General features: G+C 63.9%; 18 protein-coding genes. 8 read left to right on the forward strand and 10 right to left on the reverse strand.

The genetic code is table 11. The annotated features are described in order from the left end of the window. The first annotated feature begins 80 nt into the window (after positions 1–80). The gene (locus VF673_RS06115) at positions 81–458 is read left to right on the forward strand and encodes a DUF6746 family protein (protein WP_143084181.1); all 378 of its coding nucleotides are present in this window, start codon (positions 81–83) and stop codon (positions 456–458) included. Positions 459–557: 99 nt separating this feature from the next. Beyond that, on the forward strand, positions 558–1,259 hold the full coding sequence (locus VF673_RS06120) for a DUF1294 domain-containing protein (protein ID WP_440291276.1): 702 nt from the start codon (positions 558–560) through the stop codon (positions 1,257–1,259). On the opposite strand, the gene VF673_RS06125 is transcribed toward VF673_RS06120, so the two are convergent. Then, the gene (locus tag VF673_RS06125; protein ID WP_320331476.1) at positions 1,260–2,849 is read right to left on the reverse strand and encodes an ABC-F family ATPase; all 1,590 of its coding nucleotides are present in this window, start codon (positions 2,847–2,849) and stop codon (positions 1,260–1,262) included. Between the two features lie 148 nt (positions 2,850–2,997). Here VF673_RS06125 and VF673_RS06130 point away from each other — a divergent pair, with 148 nt between their 5' ends. After that, complete coding sequence (locus tag VF673_RS06130) at positions 2,998–3,219, forward strand: AbrB/MazE/SpoVT family DNA-binding domain-containing protein (RefSeq protein ID WP_440291277.1); 222 nt, start codon at positions 2,998–3,000, stop codon at positions 3,217–3,219. A 10-nt stretch (positions 3,220–3,229) separates the two neighbouring features. Next, the gene (locus VF673_RS06135; RefSeq protein ID WP_440291278.1) at positions 3,230–3,655 is read left to right on the forward strand and encodes a type II toxin-antitoxin system death-on-curing family toxin; all 426 of its coding nucleotides are present in this window, start codon (positions 3,230–3,232) and stop codon (positions 3,653–3,655) included. Between the two features lie 38 nt (positions 3,656–3,693). Here VF673_RS06135 and VF673_RS06140 read toward each other — a convergent pair whose 3' ends face one another. After that, complete coding sequence (locus VF673_RS06140) at positions 3,694–4,575, reverse strand: LysR family transcriptional regulator (RefSeq protein ID WP_440291279.1); 882 nt, start codon at positions 4,573–4,575, stop codon at positions 3,694–3,696. 118 nt (positions 4,576–4,693) lie between these two features. On the opposite strand from VF673_RS06140, the gene VF673_RS06145 reads away from it, so the two are divergent. From VF673_RS06145 to sodC, 4 genes are all read left to right on the forward strand, one after another. After that, on the forward strand, positions 4,694–5,509 hold the full coding sequence (locus VF673_RS06145) for a DODA-type extradiol aromatic ring-opening family dioxygenase (protein WP_440291280.1): 816 nt from the start codon (positions 4,694–4,696) through the stop codon (positions 5,507–5,509). 75 nt (positions 5,510–5,584) lie between these two features. Beyond that, entirely contained in the window at positions 5,585–6,106 is a 522-nt protein-coding gene (locus VF673_RS06150; RefSeq protein WP_273124438.1) for a cytochrome b, read from the forward strand. 121 nt (positions 6,107–6,227) lie between these two features. Then, the gene (locus VF673_RS06155) at positions 6,228–7,157 is read left to right on the forward strand and encodes a DUF808 domain-containing protein (RefSeq protein ID WP_090539393.1); all 930 of its coding nucleotides are present in this window, start codon (positions 6,228–6,230) and stop codon (positions 7,155–7,157) included. A 72-nt stretch (positions 7,158–7,229) separates the two neighbouring features. Next, the gene (sodC, locus tag VF673_RS06160; RefSeq protein WP_440291281.1) at positions 7,230–7,757 is read left to right on the forward strand and encodes a superoxide dismutase [Cu-Zn] SodC; all 528 of its coding nucleotides are present in this window, start codon (positions 7,230–7,232) and stop codon (positions 7,755–7,757) included. 76 nt (positions 7,758–7,833) lie between these two features. Here the strand turns inward: sodC and VF673_RS06165 are convergent, their stop codons facing one another. From VF673_RS06165 to hexR, 8 genes are all read right to left on the reverse strand, one after another. Next, positions 7,834–9,873 carry a nitric oxide reductase activation protein NorD gene (locus VF673_RS06165; RefSeq protein ID WP_440291282.1) on the reverse strand — a complete coding sequence of 680 codons (2,040 nt, stop codon included), beginning with the start codon at positions 9,871–9,873 and terminating at the stop codon, positions 7,834–7,836. Positions 9,874–9,890: 17 nt separating this feature from the next. Continuing rightward, positions 9,891–10,703 (reverse strand): CbbQ/NirQ/NorQ/GpvN family protein, encoded by an 813-nt coding sequence (locus tag VF673_RS06170; RefSeq protein WP_320331471.1) that lies wholly within the window; start codon positions 10,701–10,703, stop codon positions 9,891–9,893. Between the two features lie 7 nt (positions 10,704–10,710). Continuing rightward, positions 10,711–12,081: a cbb3-type cytochrome c oxidase subunit I gene (locus VF673_RS06175; protein WP_320331470.1), complete on the reverse strand. Its 1,371-nt coding sequence runs from the start codon at positions 12,079–12,081 to the stop codon at positions 10,711–10,713. Between the two features lie 58 nt (positions 12,082–12,139). Beyond that, on the reverse strand, positions 12,140–13,000 hold the full coding sequence (locus tag VF673_RS06180) for a c-type cytochrome (protein WP_320331469.1): 861 nt from the start codon (positions 12,998–13,000) through the stop codon (positions 12,140–12,142). Positions 13,001–13,013: 13 nt separating this feature from the next. Beyond that, on the reverse strand, positions 13,014–13,139 hold the full coding sequence (locus VF673_RS06185) for a hypothetical protein (RefSeq protein WP_440291283.1): 126 nt from the start codon (positions 13,137–13,139) through the stop codon (positions 13,014–13,016). A 117-nt stretch (positions 13,140–13,256) separates the two neighbouring features. Continuing rightward, complete coding sequence (locus tag VF673_RS06190; protein ID WP_320331467.1) at positions 13,257–13,535, reverse strand: peptidylprolyl isomerase; 279 nt, start codon at positions 13,533–13,535, stop codon at positions 13,257–13,259. An 11-nt stretch (positions 13,536–13,546) separates the two neighbouring features. Beyond that, a complete protein-coding gene (locus VF673_RS06195) occupies positions 13,547–14,401 on the reverse strand; it encodes a DUF2071 domain-containing protein (RefSeq protein ID WP_320331466.1) in 855 nt (284 codons plus the stop codon). A 3-nt stretch (positions 14,402–14,404) separates the two neighbouring features. Further along, positions 14,405–15,280, reverse strand: coding sequence for a transcriptional regulator HexR (gene hexR, locus VF673_RS06200; RefSeq protein WP_440291284.1), 876 nt, complete (start codon positions 15,278–15,280; stop codon positions 14,405–14,407). Positions 15,281–15,328: the final 48 nt, after the last annotated feature.

Below are 15,328 nucleotides of genomic sequence, written 5' to 3' on the forward strand. Positions count from 1 at the left end.
GTATTAACAATTGCGAATGATTATCAATGGTAGTATTTTCTGTACCTCGCCCATGTCGGGTACTACCAGGGAGAATCCCCATGCAGCAAAGAATGCGTCTGTTTGTCGGAATCATCGCGATAGGTCTGAGCGCTGCCAGCTGGGCAGACAGTGATCGCCCCGCCCACGCCAAGGGTGAGCCGGCCGAGACCCTGCAGCAGGCCGTTACCAATCTGGGTGAATACAGCGAGAAGCTCCAGGCTCTGCTGGACAAGGAGGAGCTGGGTGCGATGGAACTGCATGAAGTTCACATGCTGACCTACACGCTGGAGAACGCCCTGCACAAGATCCAGGCTGATCTGGAGCAGACCGCCGAGGTGCTGGAAGAGGTCCATATAGCCTCGGAAACCAACAAGCCCGAAGTGGTCAGGGAGAAAGGCCAGGTGTTCGTCGAGACGACCAGCACCCTGCTCAACTGACAGGCAGCCTTGCTGGCATTCAGCAGGCGCTGCGACTATCTCCCGGTCGTCGATTGCCGCACAATACCGGGATCTTTCTACTGATCCCGGAGAGGTCTGATGGAACAGCCCGGTGTGCTGCAGAGCTGGAACGATGACAGGGGCTTTGGTTTCATCCAGCCCGATGACGGCGGCAAGCGCGTGTTCGTGCATATCTCCGCGGTCCGGGGTGCGCAGCGCCCGGTGCAGGGCGAGCGTGTCCTCTTTGTTGCCGGGCGGGATGCCGATGGCCGTCCCCGCGCCGAGCATATGCGCGCTGTGGAGCTGGCGGTGGATCGGCCGGCGATACGGCGAAAACCCCGCGAGCAACGGCGGCAGGAGCCGGCGGCCGCTGTGCGTGGTCAACGCCAGTCCCGGCGGCCCCCGGCCATTCTTGCCGTGCGTTTCAAGCTATCGGTACTGGCGGTATTGCTGACCCTGCCCCTGGTGGGCAGCTGGAGTCTGCTCAGGGAAGGGGTGGTCTGGGTACTGGCCGCCTATCTGCTGGCCAGCGTCACCAGCCTGCTGCTGTTCTGGTCGGACAAGCACAGCGCGCAGAAGGGTCGCTGGCGTACGCCGGAGAAGACCCTGCATGGCGTGGAACTGCTGGGCGGCTGGCCGGGTACCCTGATCGCCCAGCAGCTGTTCCGGCACAAGACCCGCAAGACCAGCTACCTGGTGACCCTGTGGGCCATCATCGGCCTGCACCAGCTGATCTGGCTGGACCGACTGGTGCTGGACGGGCGCTTTCTCTGGCACTGGCTGACGCCCGTGCTCGGCTGATCAGGCCGGTACGCCCAGGCTGCGCAGGTAGTCGTCGTAACTGCCGCTGAAATCGGTCACCCCGTCGGCCGACAGTTCGATGATGCGGGTGGCCAGGGAACTGACAAACTCCCGGTCATGGCTGACGAAGATCAGGGTGCCGGGATAGTTCTCCAGCGCCAGGTTCAGGGCCTCGATGGACTCCATGTCCAGGTGGTTGGTCGGCTCGTCCATGACCATCACGTTGGCGCGGCGCAGGATCAGCTTGCCGAACAGCATCCGCCCCTGCTCACCCCCGGAAATCACCTTTACCGACTTCTGTATCTCGTCGTTGGAAAACAGCATGCGGCCGAGGGTGCCGCGCACCAGCTGCTCGCCGCCCTGAGTCCACTGGGCCATCCAGTCGAACAGGCTGCAGTCGTCCCGGAAGTCGTCGGCGTGGTCCTGGGCGAAATAGCCGATATCGGCGCTCTCCGCCCACTTGACCTCACCGGCCATGGGCGCCATTTCGCCGACCAGGGTGCGCAGCAGGGTGGTCTTGCCGATCCCGTTGGGGCCGATGATGGCCACGCGCTCGCCCGCTTCTATCTGCAGGCTGAGATTCCTGAACAGCACCTGGCCGTCATAACCCTGGCTGACCTGCTCCAGGGTCACCGCCTGGCGATGCAGCTTCTTGTGCTGCTCGAAGCGGATGAAGGGGCTGACCCGGCTGGAGGGCTTGACCTCCTCGAGCTGGATCTTGTCGATCTGCCGCGCCCGGCTGGTGGCCTGCTTGGCCTTGGAGGCATTGGCCGAGAAGCGGCTGACGAACTGCTGCAGCTCGGCGATCTGCGCCTTCTTCTTGGCGTTGTCCGACAGCAGGCGTTCCCGGGCCTGGGTGGCGGCGGTCATGTACTCGTCGTAGTTGCCGGGGAACAGACGCAGCTCGCCGTAATCCAGATCCGCCATATGGGTGCAGACGCTGTTGAGGAAATGGCGATCGTGGGAAATGATGATCATGGTGCTGCTGCGCTCGCGCAGCACCCCTTCCAGCCAGCGGATGGTGTGGATATCCAGATGGTTGGTGGGCTCGTCCAGCAGCAGTACATCCGGATCGGAAAACAGCGCCTGGGCCAGCAACACCCGCAGTTTCCAGCCCGGTGCCACTTCGCTCATCGGGCCGAAGTGCTGCTCCAGCGGGATCCCCAGCCCGAGCAGCAGCTCACCGGCGCGGGATTCCGCGGTATAGCCGTCCATTTCGGCAAATTGCACCTCCAGCTCGGCCACCGCCATGCCGTCTTCCTCGCTCATCTGCGCCAGCGAGTAGATGCGGTCGCGCTCGGCCTTGACCTGCCACAGCTCGGCATGGCCCATGATCACGGTATCGATCACACTGAAGTCTTCATAGGCGAACTGATCCTGACGCAGCTTGCCCAGCCGGGTGTTGGGCTCGAGCATCACCTGACCGGCGGAGGGTTCCAGCTCGCCACCGAGGATCTTCATGAAGGTCGACTTGCCGCAGCCGTTGGCGCCGATCAGGCCGTAACGGTTGCCGTTACCGAATTTGACGGAGACGTTCTCGAACAGCGGGCGTGCGCCGAACTGCATGGTGATGTTGGCGGTGGAGATCAAGACAGGTACCTGAGGTAGAAATGGAGTGAACCGCCTGGAAGGACGGCGGCGCATTGTAATGGCTACGGCGTCACAGGAATAGAAGGGGCTGCTTGTATTTTGATCAATCTGGTTATACCGTTTGTTATAACTCACTCGGGAGACCGCCATGAAACTCAAGATCACCAGCATCGGCAACTCAGCCGGCATCATCCTGCCCAAGGAAATTCTCGCCCGCCTGCGCCTGGAAAAGGGCGACGAACTCTATGTGCTGGAAACCCCGGACGGCATCAAGCTGACCACCTTTGACCCGACACTGGCGGAGCAGATGGAGGTGGCTGACCGGGTCATGCGCAAACGTCGCGCCCTGCTGCATAAACTGGCTCAGTGAGGGCGTGGACATGATTGTCTGGATCAGCCGAGAACTGACGCTGGCCATTCATGACCGGCAGCTGGCCGAGCACGGTGGCGGCAGCGGCGTGCGGGACTCAGGGTTGCTGGACTCCGCACTGGCGCGACCGCAGCAATTGTTTGCCTACGGTCACCCGCCCCCGGATCTGGCTGACCTGGCAGCCAGTCTGGCCCATGGCCTGGCCCGTAATCATCCCTTCGTTGATGGGAACAAGCGTACTGCAGCGGTCATGTGTGAGGTATTCATCGAGCTTAACGATGGGCATCTGGAAGCCGATGATGTCGAGCTTTACCCGCAATACATGGGCCTGGCCGAAGGCTCCCTCAGCGAATCCGAATTCGCTGCCTGGCTGCGCGAGCGGATAGTGATCGAGCGACCGGACAACCTGCAGGAATCCCGCGCGCCATTTCGGTAGCAGCCCCGACCCCGGGGCGATGGCGTGCATGGCACACCTTACGGCGGTGCCCGCTCGAACTCCTGGGCCAGATAGTCGATCATTACCCGCACCTTGGCCGGTGGACGGCGATCCGGGGGATAGAGCACATGGATGCCGCCCAGCTTCACTACCGGCTTGTCCAGTTCCAGCTCCACCAGCTGCCCCTGTTTCAACGCCGTGCCGACGATGAAGTGTGGCTGATAGATGATGCCCTGACCTGCCACCGCCGCCGCCAGCAGGGCATCCCCATTGTTGGCCAGCAGGTCGCCGTTGATCGCTACCTTGACCTCCCCGTCCGGGCCGAATGCCCAGTGGCGGCTGTCCTGCATGGCCGACAGGGTGTAGCTCAGGCAGTTGTGCTGGGCCAGCTCGCTGACGGTGCGCGGTACTCCCCGCTGGTCCAGATAGGCCGGTGCTGCGCAGACCTTCATGCAGCTGTCGCCCAGCTGGCGGGTCTGCAGCGGGCTGTCCGCCAGCCGTCCGATACGGATCGCCAGGTCCCAGCTGCCGGCAATCAGATCCAGATGGGCATCGCTCAACCCCAGCTCGACCCTGACCTCCGGGTGCCGGTGACTGAACTCGGCGAGCAGCGGTGCCACATAGCGGATGCCGAAGGACAGCGGCACGTTCATCCTCAGCAGCCCGCTGGCCTTGACCCGCTGGGAGGCCGCCGCCGCTTCGGACTCATCGATTTCCGGGAGGATGCGCTGGCAGGCGTCCAGATAATTGCTGCCCGCCTCGGTCAGGCTCAGGCGCCTTGTGGTGCGGTGAAACAGCTTGACCCCGAGACGGGCTTCCAGTGCATTCACATGCTTGGTTGCCATGGCCGGGGACATGCCCAGATGGCGCGCCGCAGCAGACAGGCTGCCGGCGCTGGCGGCACGTACGAAAACCCGCATGCTGGTAACACGATCCCCATTTCCTACTATCAGTCATAAGTGTCAGATAATATTAGCCTGTTCTCATGCCCATGGTGGGCAGCCATACTGGCGGCCTACAGAGTTGGAGGGTGTATCCATGCACGGTCAACAAGATACGCGTCAGCCGACGCTGTTCATTCCCCATGGCGGCGGTCCCTGTTTCTTCATGGACTGGAACCCGGCGGATACCTGGGCCGGCATGGGGCGTTTTCTGCGGGGCCTGGCCAGCACCCTGCCCCAGCGTCCGAGTGCCATCGTGATGGTCTCGGCGCATTGGCTCGAACCGCAGTTCCGGCTGACCGGCCATCCCCGGCCGGAACTTATCTATGACTATTACGGCTTTCCTCAGCATACCTATGAGCTGACCTATCCGGCACCGGGTGCGCCGACCCTGGCCGGCGAGCTGGCAGAGATGCTGAATGCGGCACAGCTGCCGGCGCAGGTGGACCCCGAGCGTGGCTACGACCATGGCATGTTCATCCCGCTCAAGCTGGTGTTTCCCGAGGCGGACATTCCGGTACTGCAGCTGTCCCTGCGCAGCGATCTGGATCCGGCGGCGCATCTGGCTGTGGGCCGTGCGCTGGAGACGCTGCGCGAGCGCAATATCCTGATCATCGGCAGCGGCATGAGCTTCCATAACATGCGGGCCTATGGCGATGCCCGCTTCGGGCCGGTGTCCGACGAGTTTGATGACTGGCTGACCCGTGCGGTGCAGAGCCCGGCGGCCGAGCGCGAGCGATTGCTCACCGACTGGGCCGCCGCGCCCCAGGCCTACCAGTGTCACCCCCGGGGTCATGAGGAACACCTGATTCCGCTGCTGGTGGCTGCCGGAGCGGGGGGCGCGGCGCCGGGGCTGAAGATCTATTCGGAACGGGTGATGCAGACCACCATTTCCGCGTTCCGTTTTGATTGAGCCGGTATATATACCCGATGACATGTGCGGATATACTCCGGCAGCGGACTTTGAAGTGATGACAAGGAGCAGGACATGAATGATTCGAAGGAGCGCTATGGCGCTTTAACCCGGTTCTTCCACTGGGGCATGGGGCTGCTGATCGTCTGGCAGTTCCTCAAGTTCTTCGACCGCATCAACGACGGTGAGCACTGGGTCGGCCAGACACTGGTGCCCTGGCACATCTCCATCGGCTCGCTGCTGCTGGTATTGATAGTACTGCGCATTCTCTGGGCCGTCGGGCAGAGGAAAAACCGACCCGAGCAGGATCCGGCGACCGCTCTGCTGGTCAAGGCCGGCCACGGGTTGCTTTACCTGTGCATGCTGCTGCTGCCGATCACCGGGCTGATGATCATGATTGGCAATGGCTACGGCTGGTCCCCGTTCGGCAAGCAGCTGGTGGCCCGTGGGGCCACCGACATCGAATGGATGGCGACCCTGGGCAGCGTCCATTCGCTGATCGCCTGGACCCTGCTTATCCTGGTGGTGGGCCACGTCGGCATGGCCCTGCTGCATCAGCTGGTGAAGAAGGACGGCGTGCTGCGGCGCATGCTGTAACCCTGTCGGCACCATTACTGCGCCCCCACTTCGGGGGCGCAGTGCGTTCTGATCAATGATTGGCTGAAACCCCCGCCGGCGACAATAATGCAGGGTATCCCGATACGATGAGGTGTCCCCCTTGGCTTCCAGTCTGCTGGCCCTGCTTGACGATATTGCCACCCTGCTCGACGACGTATCCCTGATGAGCAAGGTGGCGGCGAAGAAGACCGCCGGGGTGCTGGGAGATGACCTGGCGCTGAATGCCCAGCAGGTCACCGGCGTTCGCGCCGAGCGGGAGCTGCCGGTGGTCTGGGCGGTGGCCAAGGGGTCGCTGCGCAACAAGGTGATTCTGGTCCCGGGGGCCCTGCTGATCAGCGCCTTCATTCCCTGGTTGATAACGCCACTGCTGATGCTGGGTGGCGCCTTTCTCTGTTACGAGGGTTTCGAGAAGCTGGCGCACCGCTTCCTGCATGACGACAGTGAACGGCATGCAGAGAAGCTGCAGGCGCTGAGCGACCCCAAGGTGGATCTGGTGGCCTTCGAGAAGGACAAGATCAGCGGCGCCGTGCGTACCGATTTCATCCTCTCGGCGGAGATCGTCGCCATTACCCTGGGTACGGTCGCCGCCGCCACCTTCACCACCCAGGTACTGGTGCTGTCGACCATTGCCCTGGCCGTCACTGTTGGTGTCTATGGACTGGTAGCGGGCATTGTCAAGCTCGACGACGCCGGGCTGGCCCTGTGTCAGCGTGGCAGCGGCCTTTCGCAGAAGCTCGGTGGTGCCCTGCTGTGGCTGGCGCCCTGGCTGATGAAGACCCTGTCGGTGGTGGGTACTGCGGCGATGTTCATGGTGGGCGGCGGCATTCTCACCCACGGCTTCCACGCCCTCGGCCACTGGATCGAGAACACCGCCGAACACAGTCTGGAACTCCCCTGGATCGGCTCGGTACTCGGCGGCCTGCTGCCGACGGTGATGTCCGCCGGGGTCGGCATCCTCGCGGGGGCGCTGATCTTTGCCGTGGTCGGTCTGGGGAGCCGCCTGTTCCGTCGCCCGGCCCGGCACGGCTGAAAGCCTGAACAAGCCGGCCTGGTATCTGTCCGATGATGTGGAATCCGACCATTCCCATCAGAGGAGAGCCACATGAACACGCCTACAAGACTGCTGCTCGCCGGCGCCCTGAGTCTGGCCGCGGTTGGCGCCCAGGCTGCTTCGCAGCAGGTGACCATTCACCTGGTGGATGCCCAGGGGCAGCAGCAGGAAATCGGCCATATCGAGATCAGCGAAACCCGGTATGGACTGCTGTTTACCCCGGCACTGAAGTCCCTGGAACCGGGCGTGCACGGTTTCCATGTGCATGAGAACGGCAGCTGCGACCCGGCGGAGAAGGACGGCGAAATGGTCCCCGCCCAGGCCGCCGGCGGTCATTTCGATCCGCAGGATACCGGCAAGCATGCAGGGCCCTACGGTGACGGCCATCTGGGCGACCTGCCCGCGCTGTACGTGAACGAGGACGGCACGGCGGACTACCCGGTGCTGGCTCCGCGCATCAAGAAGCTGGATGAGATCAAGGGCAAGGCGCTGATGATCCATGCCGGCGGCGACAACCACGCTGATCATCCGGAACCGCTGGGTGGTGGCGGAGCGCGGGTGGCCTGTGGGGTGATCTGACCTTTGTAGTCGCCTCAGTCAGACCCACTGTGCGAGATGGAACTCGCATCTGCAGAGGGTTGCCGTCACTTATTGTTCAGCGCACCACCAGCCGCTTCATCCAATCCAGCAATACCGTGGGCAACAGCTCCGGGCGCGGCAGCAGGGCGTAGTTCCGTGCGCCGAAAATGCGCGGCAGGTAGGCCGGGGCCTGGCGGTCGATGGTCAGGCAGAAGGCGGAGATGCCCTGCAGGCTGGCCTCGGTGACGGCCTGGCGCATGTCCTCCACGCCGTACTGGCCTTCGTAGATATCCCTGTCATTGGGCTTGCCGTCGGACAGCACCAGCAGCAACCGGTGGCTGGCCTGCTGGCGCAGCAGGTCCTGGCTGGCGTGACGGATGGCGGCGCCGGCGCGGGTGTAGTGCTCCGGCTCCAGTGAGCTGATGCGCAGCGCCACATCGTTACCGAATGGCTCATCGAAGGTCTTGATCTGCCGGACGATCACCGCATCCGGTCCCTCCCCGGAAAAGGCCTGGATCGACCAGGGCTCGCCCAGCCCATCCAGAGCGAAACTCACCAGCAGCAGGGCTTCGCGCTCCACATCGATGATGCGCTTGCTGGTGGAGACCCAGCTGTCGGTGGAACCGCTGATATCGATCAGCAGCGTGATCGCAAGGTGGCGCTCCGCGGTGCGGCGGGTCTGGTACAGCGCATCGGACAGGCTGCCGCCGGCACGGAAGTCTGCGTAGCTGTCGATATACGCCTGCAGGTCGATGTCGTCACCGTCCAGTTGCCTGCGGTGGGTGACGCGCCGTGCGCTGAGCATCTCGAAGCGGCGGCGGATCTGGTTCAGCAGGCTGCGGTGCTCCTCCAGCGTCTCATCGACCCATTGCTGCGAGCCGGGCAGATTGGGCAGCACATGCAGGGTGGCGCCGGGCTGGCGGTAGGCCTGGATGCGGCAATCCCATTCGGGATACTGCAGGCCGCCGCCCTCGCGGATGGCGGTCTTCAGCTGCATGGCGGTATTGGTATCCGGTGGATCGTCGGAAATCAGCACCTCCTTCGAGCTTCCGGGTGTGGACACCAGGCGGGCCTGGGAGAGCTCGGAAAGCATGTCGCCATATTCGTCTGCGCTGATGTCCTCGCCCCTGTCCACCGGGCGGTTCAGACCCAGCGGATCTTCCGCCTGCTGGTGCGGCTCGTCCAGCTGGACCATGAGAATGCCCGGGTCCCTGTCATCATCTTCACCTTCCTTCGCCTCGCGCACCTCCGGCCGGCGCAGCAGGTGGGAACTGCGGGGGGGCTCGCTGGAGGCCTGTGGCTCGCCTGGCTCGCCCTCGGCCGGCATGTCATTGCGACTGGCGCTGGCGGGTGACCGCAGCTCGCCGGTCCACCAGTCCCTGAGCAGGGGGGCATCGCCACCGCGCCTGTCCTGCGGGTCCAGGCCGAGGCGTTGCAGCACGTCCAGCGACAGCCTGGCCGACTCCCGCGGCGAGGGGCTGTGCGGCAGCGCAGCGCAGGCCGCACCGGGAGAGGTGCGCAACAGTTGCTGCAGCAGAGCCTCCAGCGGCCGCCGAACCGGCGAGAAGGTGCGCAGTTCAGGGCGGCGCTGCAGCGCGAACTGCCGCAGCCGGCCGATACCCGGTGCCATCCCGGGAAGCTGGCGCAGCAGATCGAAGTCGGCCGCCCAGGCTTCCAGCAGCAGAAACGCATCCGCCTGCAGCGCCGGCCATTGCGGATCGACCAGCCCGGCGCTGCCGCGCTGGGCACGGGCCGCCTGTTGCAGGGCCATGACCCGGTACAGCTCATTGCCCAGCGCGAGATCCTCGATGCCGGAATCCACCGGCAACCACAGCCGCTCGCCGTTGGTGGCGGGGATCGGTTGTTTCAGCCAGGGGGCCTGCACGCGGCGGAAGAACCGCGCCAGCATGGTCGGGTGCGGCGGCCGCTGGGCAGCGCGGATCTGCAGCGTGGTGCCGCTCAGCGCGGTGATCAGCAGGTCCAGACGCGGCGCGACATCCACCAGCATGGCGGTGGGCGGGCCGGGTGGCGGCGGCCGGTAGCGCAGCCAGAGCCTGCGGATATGGATGGTGGCATGGCGGGCGGCGTCGCTGAGCAGGTCCTCCGGTTCAGCCATCGCGGCCTGTCCCTCGCTCAGACAAAGGTGGCGTCGACCAGATCACGCAGGGCGTCGACCATCGAGGACTCGTCGGACAGCGGCGAGACAATGGCGGCGTAGCAGGCTTCACGCAGGGGGATGCCGGAGGCCATGAGGGTGCCCGCCGCAATCAGCAGGCGGGTGCTGGGCACCTCAGCCAGACCGCGGTCACGCAGCTGGCGGATACGTTCGGCCAGTGATACCAGCCCGTTGGCAGCGGCCTGGTCCACGCCGCTTTCATGCTGGACGATGCGCGCTTCCAGCTCCGGCGGCGGAAAGTCCAGATCCATGGCGACAAAGCGCTGACGGGTGCTGGGTTTGAGATCCTTGAGCATGCGCTGGTAACCGGGGTTGTAAGAAATCACCAGCTGGAATCCGGGCGCGGCCTGCAGTACCTCTCCGGTCTTGTCGATCGGCAGGATCCGTCGATGGTCGGTCAGGGCGTGCAGCACCACCACGGTGTCCTGTCGGGCCTCGACCACTTCATCCAGATAGCAGATGGCGCCTTCGCGCACCGCCCGGGTGAGCGGACCGTCCTGCCATACGGTGCCGTCATGCTGGATGAGAAAGCGTCCGATGAGATCGCTGGCGGCCAGATCATCGTGGCAGGGCACGGTGATCAGCGGGCGGCCCAGCTTCCAGGCCATGTGTTCGACAAAGCGCGTCTTGCCGCAGCCGGTCGGCCCCTTGAGCATGACCGCCAGGCCGCGGGCGTGGCACTGCTCGAACAGCGCCACCTCGTTGCCGGTGGGATGGTACCAGGGCCCCGCGACAGCATCGGCAGCGAGGCCCTGTACGGGTTCAGTCATGCCCATCTCACACCACGCGGCCGACGGCAATGTCATTGTCAGCGACGCCCGGTTCGGTGACATCCAGCCGCGGCCGGTAACGGAAGAAGTCGTAGATGAACAGTCCGACGCCGGTGGAGAACAGGCTGGCGCAGACGATCAGCATGACGAAGTGGATTTGGATCTTCAGCTGGGCATCGAGATAGCCCATGCCCATGATCCGCTCGAGATAGACCTGACCGATACCGGCGGTAGCGAAGGAGATGGTCATCCCGAACATGCCGGCCAGCTGCAGCCAGAATGCCCAGTAGCCGATGCTGGTGCCCTTCTCCGGGCGCCCGTGGGTGAGGGACGGCATGGCATAGGTGATCATGGCCAGGCAGATCATCGCATAGGCCCCATAGAAGGCTGCATGGCCGTGCATGGCCGTGATCAGCGTGCCGTGGGTCCACTTGTTGATACTCGGCCAGGTATGGGCCAGACCCAGCAAGCCGGCGCCGAACAGCGTGAAGATGGTGCTGCCCAGGGTCCAGTGCAGCGCCAGCACGTTGGGGTGGGACATGCCCGAGCGGCGCATGGCGCCGTAGGCGTACATGGCCATGCCGACGATGGCCAGCGGCTCCAGCGCGCTGAAGAACCCGCCGATCGGCAGCCAGTAATATGGAACGCCGACCCAGTAGTAATGGTGAGCGGTACCGAGAATGCCGGCCAGGAATACCAGCCCGACGATCACGTAGAGCCACTTCTCCAGTACCTCGCGGTCGGCGCCGGACAGGCGGATCAGCAGGTAGGCAAGGAAGGCCCCCATGATCATCATCCATACCCCTTCCACCCACAGGTGGATGGTCCACCAGCGATAGAAGATCGAAACGGTATAGTTCTCGTAATGCAGCAGTGCCGGTACGAACAGCACGGCGGTGCTGACGATCCCCAGTACCAGTACCCCTTCGGTGGTGGTGAAGCGTCCCGACCTCTTGATGGTCATGCCGATGTTGTAGATGAAGATCGCGAAGCACACGACCATGATCAGCTTGTGCGGCAGGGGCTGTTCCAGCAGCTTGTTGCCGGTGCCGTAGCGGAACAGGTAACCGATGACGGCCGCCACGCCCATGCCGGTCCACAGCACCAGCTGGATATAGGCCAGTTTGGTGCTGTGCAGTTCGGTACGCGACTCATCAGGCACCAGCCAGTAAGTGGCGCCCATGAAGCCGGTGATCACCCAGACGATCAGCAGGTTGGTGTGGATGGTCTTGGTGACGTCAAACGGCAGGATATACAGCAGCGGGTCGGGACCCAGGTACTTGGTGGCCGACAACAGGCCGAATACGATCTGCAGGCCGAACAGCACCATGGCCACCGCAAAGTACCAATAGGCGACTGACTGTGACTTGTAGCGCATTGTTATTCTCCGTCAATCCCATATTGTCGCGCCTGTATCGGCGCGGCAGTCGCGGGTATCACTTGAGCGTGGCCAGGAAGGCGACCAGCTGCTCGATTTCCTCTTCGCTGAGGCTGTCGCCGTAGGTATCGGGCATGAAAGACATGCCGTTGGCCGAATACATGCCCCCGGTACTCAGGTGGGCACTGGGCTCGAGAATGGATTCGCGTATATAGCCTTCCACGTCGGTAGCCTGACCGCTGTAGTCGGCGGTACCCACCAGCAGCTCAGCCCGGGTGGCGACGCCGGCCAGGCTCGGGCCCGCGCCATCGGCACCGGGTGCCAGCGAGTGACAGGCCACGCAACCGGGCACGGCAGTGCGGAACACGTTTTCGCCCAGGGCCCGCGGATCGTTATCAGGACTTACCGGGCGTACACCGACCGAGGTAGAGCCGCTCTGCACGGCAGCCGCAGCGCCCGCGCCACCCGAACCGGCCACAGCGGTAAAGCCGCCGGTGACCAGAATCGGCCGCGGTGGCCAGCCTTGGTTATCCACATTGGCCACCCAGTCGAGGAACCTGATCAGGTTGGTGATTTCTTCCTCGCTCAGGTTCTGCTGCGGCATCAGCCGGCGGTGGCGTTGCTCGTCATAGAACGCGGACGGGTCACGCATGTAGGCCTGCAGGTAGGCTTCGCCGCGGTGCTGGGTGATCTTGGTCAGGTCCGGGGCGTAGTAGGCGCCCTCACCAAAGAGGGTATGGCAGTTGATGCAGTTGTACTTGTGCCACACGTCCTTGCCGTGGGTCACCTCGGGGGTGATGTTCTCGGCATTGGTCAGGTCGGGAAACTGGCGGTGGCTGTCGAGGGTCAGCCCGAGGAATACCACTGCCGCGGCAATGGTCGCGCCCCAGGCGAAGATTCTGGCTTGGCGGTTGTTCATGTTGGAGGCCCCGTCAGACGTTGATACCGGTCCAGTGCAGGCCGGTCATGGTGAATGCGAACAGGGCGGCAACCAGCATCAGGGCCAGTACAGCGAAGCTCAGGATGCGCACGGGTTTGTACAGGTCTTTGAGTTGCATACCGTACTCCTTGGCGTAAGGTGCAGCTTTTATTGATTATTGGTCTACAGGATAGACGCTAATCGCATTTCTGCAGGAATCGGCAGGAGCAGGGCGCTTGATGGATGCCCGGGATGGTCAGTCGCGGTAGAACACCTGCACCAGATGCCAGCCGAACTGGGTTTTCACCGGGCCGTGAATCACCTTCAGCGGCCTTCGGAAAATGATCTGGTCGATCGCCCGGACCATCTGCCCCGGGCGTACCTCGCCCAGATCGCCGCCGCGCTTCTTTGACGGGCAGGTTGAGTGCTTTCTGGCCAGTACATCAAAGGCTTCGCCGGCGGCGATACGCTTCTTCAGCGCCAGCGCTTCATCCTCGGTCTTGACCAGAATGTGTCGGGCCATGGCAACGGGCATGGGGTGACTCCTTACTCGAGGCGTGTCGGTGGCAGGTAGACGGTAAAGTCGTTGATCGGCTGCACCAGGACGCTGTGCGGGAACTGCTGCCGGGCGTAGTTTACCAGTCCCAGGCGGTCGAACAGCGCGAATCGGGCGCTCAGCAGCTCCGCCGGCTGCACTGCCAGGCGGTCATGCCAGACCCGGTAGGCTCCGAGACGGCGGTCGCGCAGGCGGTGATAGAAGCCTACCAGCGGGTGGGTCAGGCAGAACAGCGCGGTCTCCTCGTCGGCGAAGCCGGGATAGGTCGGCGCCTGCTGTACCGGTTGGCGCAGGCTCAGCTCGGCGCTGCCCCAGGCCGAGGCGGAATGCATGCGATAGTGGCGGTAGAACTGGCCGCCGGGCTCGAGTTCACAGTCGAACCGGGTGCGTGCCGGGTGCCAGGGCTGCTGCCAGAGGTAGCGCGGCAGCGGCAGCGTCCAGGAGTCCAGGGTGGTGCCGAGAAACCAGACCGCGCGCTCGCCGCTGTGCTGGTCGATGACATAGGCCCGGTAGTCCACCTGGGCCATCTCCAGCGTCGGTGACGGATAGGCAGCGAGTCCGAAATCCACATTGAGGAAAGGGACTGCAGAGACCAGCGCCTGATCGCGACCGTCGATACGTACCGTATCCAGGCGAAAGCGCGGCGGTATCAGGCCGCGCAGGGGTTCCGGGTCCACCGCATAACTGACTATGGCGAAATGCCGCAGGCGGCATTGCACGTTGATGCCCGAGACCGGTGTCGGCGGCACCCAGTGGTCGGCGAAGCGCAGGGTCTGGCCCGGATCGCGGGCAAGCGGGACGGCTGACCGCTCGGCAGGAGCGGGGCCGCGCTCGACGTCATGCATGGATCAATCCTGGTTGTCGTTCTGGCGTTGTCCAGCCTTGTTTGACAACCGTAATCCGCGCAGGCTCCGCTTGACGTTCTTCAGGTGGTTCACCAGCTCGGGCCCGCGGCGCATGGCCATGCCCATGGCCAGTACATCGATCACCACCAGATGGGCGATACGCGAGGACAACGGGGTGTAGATGTCGGTGTCCTCGGTAACATCGATGGGGATATGAATGCGCCCCAGCTCCGCCAGCGGGGTGTTGCTCGGGCACAGGCTGATCAGGGTCGCACCGGTTTCCACCACCAGCGAGGCGGAATGCAGCAGGTCCTTGGTTCGGCCGGTCTGGGAGATGGCCACCGCCACATCATAGGGGCCGAGGGTCACCGCCGACATGGCCTGCATGTGCGGGTCGGAATAGGCAGCGGTGGAGACCTGCAGACGGAAGAACTTGTGCTGTGCATCACTGGCCACGGCGCCGGAGGCGCCGAAACCGTAGAACTCCACACGCCGGGCCTCGGCCATGGCCAGGATCGCCTGCTCCATGGCATCGGCGTCCAGGCTCTCACGCACGTCCATCAGGGTCGCCAGGGTGGTATCGAAGATCTTGTGCGACAGCTCCTCGATGCTGTCGTCCTCGCTGATCGAGAACTGACCGAAGCTGGTACCGGCGGCCAGACTCTGCGCCAGCTTGAGCTTGAGGTCCTGAAAACCGCTGCAGCCAATGGCCCGGCAGAACCGCACAATGGTCGGCTCGCTGACCCCGACTTCCCGCGCCAGGTCGGCCATGGATGAATGCATCACCTGGGCGGCATGGTTGAGAACGTGGTCGGCCACCTTCAACTCCGACTTGCGTAGGGAGTGGCGGTTGCCTGCAATATGTTGGAGCAAATTCACGGCGGCTTCATGTTAGTCTGCGGATGGGGTGTGCTGATGTCTTGTAGT

The sequence above is a fragment of the Halopseudomonas sp. Lyrl_26 genome (assembly GCF_051948695.1).
Lineage (GTDB): Bacteria > Pseudomonadota > Gammaproteobacteria > Pseudomonadales > Pseudomonadaceae > Halopseudomonas > Halopseudomonas formosensis.

What these genes read in the sequence shown, in the direction of transcription:
- VF673_RS06115 (WP_143084181.1), top strand. Translation starts at nt 81, where the DNA reads ATGCAGCAAAGAATGCGTCTGTTTGTCGGAATCATCGCGATAGGTCTG.
- VF673_RS06120 (WP_440291276.1), top strand. Translation starts at nt 558, where the DNA reads ATGGAACAGCCCGGTGTGCTGCAGAGCTGGAACGATGACAGGGGCTTT.
- VF673_RS06130 (WP_440291277.1), top strand. Translation starts at nt 2,998, where the DNA reads ATGAAACTCAAGATCACCAGCATCGGCAACTCAGCCGGCATCATCCTG.
- VF673_RS06135 (WP_440291278.1), top strand. Translation starts at nt 3,230, where the DNA reads ATGATTGTCTGGATCAGCCGAGAACTGACGCTGGCCATTCATGACCGG.
- VF673_RS06140 (WP_440291279.1), bottom strand. Translation starts at nt 4,575, where the DNA reads ATGCGGGTTTTCGTACGTGCCGCCAGCGCCGGCAGCCTGTCTGCTGCG.
- VF673_RS06145 (WP_440291280.1), top strand. Translation starts at nt 4,694, where the DNA reads ATGCACGGTCAACAAGATACGCGTCAGCCGACGCTGTTCATTCCCCAT.
- VF673_RS06150 (WP_273124438.1), top strand. Translation starts at nt 5,585, where the DNA reads ATGAATGATTCGAAGGAGCGCTATGGCGCTTTAACCCGGTTCTTCCAC.
- sodC (WP_440291281.1), top strand. Translation starts at nt 7,230, where the DNA reads ATGAACACGCCTACAAGACTGCTGCTCGCCGGCGCCCTGAGTCTGGCC.
- VF673_RS06165 (WP_440291282.1), bottom strand. Translation starts at nt 9,873, where the DNA reads ATGGCTGAACCGGAGGACCTGCTCAGCGACGCCGCCCGCCATGCCACC.
- VF673_RS06170 (WP_320331471.1), bottom strand. Translation starts at nt 10,703, where the DNA reads ATGACTGAACCCGTACAGGGCCTCGCTGCCGATGCTGTCGCGGGGCCC.
- VF673_RS06175 (WP_320331470.1), bottom strand. Translation starts at nt 12,081, where the DNA reads ATGCGCTACAAGTCACAGTCAGTCGCCTATTGGTACTTTGCGGTGGCC.
- VF673_RS06180 (WP_320331469.1), bottom strand. Translation starts at nt 13,000, where the DNA reads ATGAACAACCGCCAAGCCAGAATCTTCGCCTGGGGCGCGACCATTGCC.
- VF673_RS06185 (WP_440291283.1), bottom strand. Translation starts at nt 13,139, where the DNA reads ATGCAACTCAAAGACCTGTACAAACCCGTGCGCATCCTGAGCTTCGCT.
- VF673_RS06190 (WP_320331467.1), bottom strand. Translation starts at nt 13,535, where the DNA reads ATGCCCGTTGCCATGGCCCGACACATTCTGGTCAAGACCGAGGATGAA.
- VF673_RS06195 (WP_320331466.1), bottom strand. Translation starts at nt 14,401, where the DNA reads ATGCATGACGTCGAGCGCGGCCCCGCTCCTGCCGAGCGGTCAGCCGTC.